Annotated in this window: 7 protein-coding genes; 2 read left to right on the top strand and 5 right to left on the bottom strand. The window is 37.5% G+C overall.

What is annotated here, in order from left to right:
- From AC2JBO_RS42615 to AC2JBO_RS42605, 3 genes are all read right to left on the bottom strand, one after another.
- On the bottom strand, positions 1 to 1,115 hold a 1,115-nt coding region (locus AC2JBO_RS42615), incomplete at its 3' end, for a CHAT domain-containing protein (RefSeq protein ID WP_496959669.1).
- 237 nt (positions 1,116 to 1,352) lie between these two features.
- Entirely contained in the window at positions 1,353 to 2,315 is a 963-nt protein-coding gene (locus AC2JBO_RS42610) for a DUF1822 family protein (RefSeq protein WP_496959668.1), read from the bottom strand.
- 36 nt (positions 2,316 to 2,351) lie between these two features.
- Entirely contained in the window at positions 2,352 to 3,116 is a 765-nt protein-coding gene (locus AC2JBO_RS42605; protein ID WP_496959667.1) for a sigma-70 family RNA polymerase sigma factor, read from the bottom strand.
- A 633-nt stretch (positions 3,117 to 3,749) separates the two neighbouring features.
- On the opposite strand from AC2JBO_RS42605, the gene AC2JBO_RS42600 reads away from it, so the two are divergent.
- Both AC2JBO_RS42600 and AC2JBO_RS42595 read left to right on the top strand, forming a co-directional pair.
- A complete protein-coding gene (locus AC2JBO_RS42600; protein ID WP_496959666.1) occupies positions 3,750 to 4,199 on the top strand; it encodes a DUF6932 family protein in 450 nt (149 codons plus the stop codon).
- Positions 4,196 to 4,711 (top strand): hypothetical protein, encoded by a 516-nt coding sequence (locus tag AC2JBO_RS42595; protein WP_496959665.1) that lies wholly within the window; start codon positions 4,196 to 4,198, stop codon positions 4,709 to 4,711. Before AC2JBO_RS42600 ends, AC2JBO_RS42595 begins: the two co-directional genes overlap by 4 nt.
- Before the next feature lie 196 nt (positions 4,712 to 4,907).
- Here AC2JBO_RS42595 and AC2JBO_RS42590 read toward each other — a convergent pair whose 3' ends face one another.
- Together AC2JBO_RS42590 and AC2JBO_RS42585 are read right to left on the bottom strand one after the other, a co-directional pair.
- Entirely contained in the window at positions 4,908 to 5,144 is a 237-nt protein-coding gene (locus AC2JBO_RS42590; RefSeq protein ID WP_496959664.1) for a hypothetical protein, read from the bottom strand.
- A gap of 67 nt (positions 5,145 to 5,211) precedes the next feature.
- The coding region (locus AC2JBO_RS42585; protein WP_496959663.1) for an ATP-binding protein at positions 5,212 to 5,493 on the bottom strand (282 nt) is incomplete at its 5' end.

Below are 5,493 nucleotides of genomic sequence, written 5' to 3'. Positions count from 1 at the left end.
CGCAATTTTTCCCAAGTTGGCGGTGTGACGGCAGAATTTTGACAAATAACAGGTAAATATTTTGCACCAGGATACTGTTCGTTAAAGTCTTCCAGTCTTAAACGCGCTTCTCGTACCGATGCATACAACGATTGATTATTACATGCTAATGCTGTTAAAAAGTGCTTTAAAAATGTTTTGGCGACTGCATCAGGTACAGGTTCCCGCATGACTATCAAGGAGCGAATATCTAGTTCAGCTAGTTGCTTCGCTAAACCCAAACCATCACAGGAATTAAAAATTGCCAGTTGCAAACCACGAGAAATAGCTTTTTTTAGAGCTTCTTTTAGTTCCGTTATTTTTAAGCCCTGAGCTAGCTCGTTGAGAATAATCTCCCCATCTTGACCATCATCCAAACTGGAACTATGACCAGCAAAAAAGAAAATATCCCAGCCTTCTTCAAGCCAAAGACAGTCCCGTAACTCTTGTGGGTCAGGTTGTTCAAGGAGTTTTAGTTCGGTGCCAAACTGCTCTAAACTCTTTAGTTCTTGCTGGTCAAAGGTAATATCAATCTCTTGACTACCATCAGCTACAGTACTTGACCCTAACACAACAAGGATTCTCACCTTGTTTGAATTAGAGGAAGGTAAATCACCAGGGGTTTGAAAACTAATTGGACTAAGAGCTATTTCAGCTTTGGGATAATTATCTGCAAATAAATTCCAAGCTTGCCAAGGAAGACGGCGTAAAATTTGGTGTTCAGTTTGAATAATAACCCTAATTTCTTCTTCCTTACTTAAATGCTGCTGTAAACCATCTCGGATTTTTTGCCATTCCTTATCCCTAGAATCATTAAGCCAGTTATTAAGATGCTCGACAAAGTTGTTAACTGCGTTACTTTTGGAAAAGTTAGTTACCCCAGCTTGTTTTGCTTTAATACGGGAATTTTCATCAAAATTAAAAACCCTTCGCCACTCATCATTTAACTTTTGTGGCATGTCGGGGTTAGCTGGTAATCTACCAGTAATTTGCGCTTGTGTTTCAATCGTATCTCCATCTAAGCTAATCTGGACAGTACAAGAAAAACCCCGTTGAAAATCTCCCTCTAGTAATTGCAGAATAACTAACTTTCCCATTACTGTTACCTTACTTACTTTGTGGCATTCCCGGGTTTGCTGGTTAATTTACCAATAATTGGCGCCTCCTTATTAGCTCCGCTATGTACACACAAGTCTCGCGCAAAGCACCTTTCTTCTCTTTCTTTGCGTCCTTTGCGGTTCGTAAAAAAATAACCGCAAAGTATGCTGCATTTCGCAAAGGAATCCAAGAATAATAAATAGATGTGTGTACACGGCAGATTAGTTTTGATGAGCTTACAGTATAAAATTTTCAATTATACTAACATCTTCCAAAGCCAATTTGACTTGAAATTCGTCTCCAGTCCGTCCTTCCTCTAGTTCTAGCTGCATCCAGTTGTCAGCAACTCTGGCTTGATTGTCGCTGATAACGTCGCCATCACTACTCAGTACAATTAACTGCAATCCTTGTGGTAAATAAATACTGTCACCAGTGGGATATACTCGCAAACGAATATCCACCGACCCCGACGCTTGTGTAGTAAGTTGAATAACAAGAGCAATTTTGTGGGACGCTAGTTGTATTCCCAGGTCAATCACTTTAGCTCGACTAACACTAACTTCTTGGGAATTTGGCTCTTTAATTTTTGGACGAATTGCGCTGCGGTATGCAGGAGATAATATCAAATCTGGAGATTGCCAATCTGATGTAAATAAGTTTTGCAACCACTGTCCCAAATGTACTACAACTTCTTCTATAACAGAAGGGTTGGGGGAAACAACTTCTGCCCTCTGTTGTAAATTGTCTATTAAATCAGTTAAAGATTGTAGGTCACTCAAGGGTAACTCTTCTGCTGTAACTTCTTTGACAAACCCTAATAATGTAGCTGTTTTGGAGATTTCATTAATTTCTACCACAACATAACCAATTCGAGAAGTCCAAACTTCTGGTGGAATGTTGACTGTTTTTGCTTCTGGTAAAACTGGACGACATTCCAATTTACCAACACCTGTAATTTCTAAATCTGCTACATCTGATAGTAAATGTGAGAGCGAATTCCAACTATCACTATGCTCTAAATCTGTTTCCACTTCTAAATATTGGCAGTAAAAGTTGACCGCATATACAGCCAAAGTATTGAGATAAATTTGCCTAGATTTATCTGAATCTTGCTGTTTACTACTTAACTGTCGGGCAAAATGATATGCCTGTGCAGTTAAAGTCACCTGAAAATGTAATGTTTCGCTCGTGTAATTCATGATGTGCGTTTTTTCCTCAATTGGTTGACAAAGTAATTAATTTTGATAATCTTTCTGGTAATATTCCTGAATTTTAGGAATAAATAATTTAAGACAGCGTTGATAAAAACTACTCAGTGTTGATACGCTTATTGCCCATTCAGTAGACATATCGCTCCAAGATTGTTTAGCCAACCGACGTAAGGCAATAGCTTGAAAAGTTGCCTTCGGATGATTTTTAATATGCTCAACTTTAAATAAATCATCTGGGTCTGCTTGCAAAATTTCTTGTAATATTTCCCCACTATCAGGCAGAATTTGCGGTTGTGGAAGTGTATCTAACAGCGTTGTCCCCGACTCACTTGCAAAGTCGATGGGTTCATCTAAAGATGCTTGTTGGTTTCTCGTATAGCGTCTAATTGCGTCTAGAAAACGCTTATTTAAGATAAAGTTTACCCAAGCTATTACCGTACCAATTTCTGGGTCATATTTCTCGATTTTTCGTGAAATATATAACCATGTTTCTTGTAAAGCTTCGATATACACATCTTCTGGATAGTTATATCTCCCCTTACAAAAAAGCCTTCTATAATTCTGAATTAAACTTGCAAGTTCAGAAAGCGCAAGCTGTCTAGACTTACTTTTGGGTGGAAATTGCTTGGCAGTAATAGCCAGATGTTTTAGCCTGCTGTCCAGTTCATCCATAGCGTTATTTACTTTATCGGTATGCTGTTGTTTATTTTCCCAGTTGGTGGGATAATCTGGAGATAAAGGCTTTTTTGTATTGAGTTTCAGCATCACTGGTGGCAAGTTTACTCCCATAAAGCTTGTTCTCCTTGTTTTCATGCAATAATACATGCGTTGGGAGTAACCCGCTTTTACGCAAGGTTGAAAATTTTTTTTTCCAATAACGTTATTGTCAGCCAAAATATTGTCCTGGTAAAGATAAAAAGTAACACTAGGAGAGTGAGACTTAAGTAAGTTAATAGTGTAAATAAATACCTTTAATTAAAATTAGTGCGTAATCAATGCTGCTCTTGAGTGTTGGTCATGTTTGCAACCTGATTTCAAGAATTGGGAAATGCATATTCCTAGCTCCCCTGAAATTTTTCCAAATCGACGCATAGAGTATCAATTGAAAATTATTGAAATTCGATGGAATTTTGATGTAATTTCAATATATAAGTTTACAATTACGACTCAAAAATGAAGCTTCGCCCTTTTAGTTAACGTTGTCTCAATCGCCTTAAGGATATAATTTATATGTTTGCAGGAACCTTCACAGCTTTAGTTAAAAATACTGAAGTGGAACAGACCAAATAAGTAAATAAGGAAACTTTGCAGCAATTATAAATAAAGTACATTTAAATCTAAGAGAAGCCAAGTTATTGGTAGGTAGTGGTATTAATCAATGATATGCTATTTACATCACTAATTGGTTGTTTTTATTAACTAATGATTCCAGATTTTGACGAAAACGGTAACTTACCACCAGGGGTGCATTATTGTGATTGGAGCGAGTTTAAAGAAAAATTTGGTTATACACCAGCACGGGCAAGAATGATTCGCGGCATGGAAGCAGCAATGAGCGATTTAAAAGATGCTGGATGTCGAATTTTTTTTATTAATGGCTCCTTTGTCACAAGTGAACCAAATCCGAATGATTTTGATGCCTGCTGGGAATCAGACGCTGTTGATATGGACTATTTAATCCAAAACCACCCAACACTATTAAATTTTACAAACAAACGAGCCGCTCAAAAAGCTAAGTATAAGGGTGAATTGTTTCGCACTGACCAGGTTGTCAACGATGAGGGTACAACATCACTGGAATTCTTTCTACTCGACAGACGTAATAATAGAAAAGGTATTATAGGAATAGACCTCTTAAGGTGGGAGCCATGATTAAAAACGAGCTAGAGTATAATATTACCAAAAATTGGGTAGAAGGCATGGGTCGAGCAATTACTATGTTACAGCAAGACGACCATAAGAAGAAAAATCAACCAGACGTTTGGCAGATTCACTATGATGGTGTCACGTCTCAACGCGAAGATATGCAAGAACAAATAGCAGAGTATGAAGCCTTAATTGCTCATAATATCAACGAACCAATTACGCTTCAAGTGGAGTGCATGAATAAAATATCTCAGTTATTAATAAAAGCCAGAATAGCTTTTAAGATTACCCAAAAAGAACTTGCTATACTATGCAATCGCACCGAAGAACAAATTAAATCCTTTGAAAATAAAGACTATCAAAATGCATCATTCCTAGATTTTTTAGCTGTTAGAGATGCGTTAGGAGTAGAAATTGTTAATGATAAGTTTATTGCAAAAATTGATGATTTTTACTTAGAGCATTTAGCTGCTATACGGCAGACAGAAAATCTTAAGGAAGAAGTAAAAACAGTATAGGTGCCTCTCTCTAACCTCCTCTCTGTGTACTCCGTGTCTCTGTGGTAAAAGTCTATTTTAGAAAATTTGGGAAGTTGGAAAAATGAACCACAAAGACACAAAGGGCACAAAGTAAGAATTATTAAGAAATCAACCTATTTAATTTTGTCAAATGTTTTGGTAGTGCTTCCAAGCCTATGGGTACTACTTTAAATTACTACGCCTGAGATGCGTTTATTGCATTAATATAACTAAATATAGTATCGAGTTCGCCTATTGCCTCCAATTCAGCAGTTTCTTCTGGTGTCAATAAGTCAGCTTTTTTCTTATCGAGAAGTTCTTGCATACGCAAACCTAGCTCTTCTGTAAATTTAAATAAGTTGAGATTGTTGACTCTCTCAACCCGAATTCCCGTTGTTAGCCAAGATGAAGGCTTAATTACTACGCTTATCATAAGTTTACTGCAATACTGCTGTAGTTGTTCTCATTTTAGCAGGCGCCTGAAGTCAAAACCATTTTATCTACTCGTCAGTAATTTTTGTAATTGGCAAAGTTAGAGTAAACGCTGTTTGACCATCTTTAACTGGTTCTAAAGTCAAGTCGCCATGATGCGCGCGTACAATTTCACGAGCTAGACTTAACCCCAGTCCAGTTCCTTCGACTTTGCGGTTTCTGGCTGGGTCTCCACGATGGAAACGTTCAAAAATACGCGTGCGGTCGCTATCAGGAATGTTAACAGAAGCGTTAGTAATTGTGACGTGGAGAGTAGTTTGATTTTGATAAGCGTCAATATTTATCCAACC

The organism is Calothrix sp. CBUCES-K 9914 (assembly GCF_059640475.1).
The sequence above is the reverse complement of the archived record's forward strand: the minus strand, read 5'-3'. Positions and strand labels throughout refer to the sequence as shown.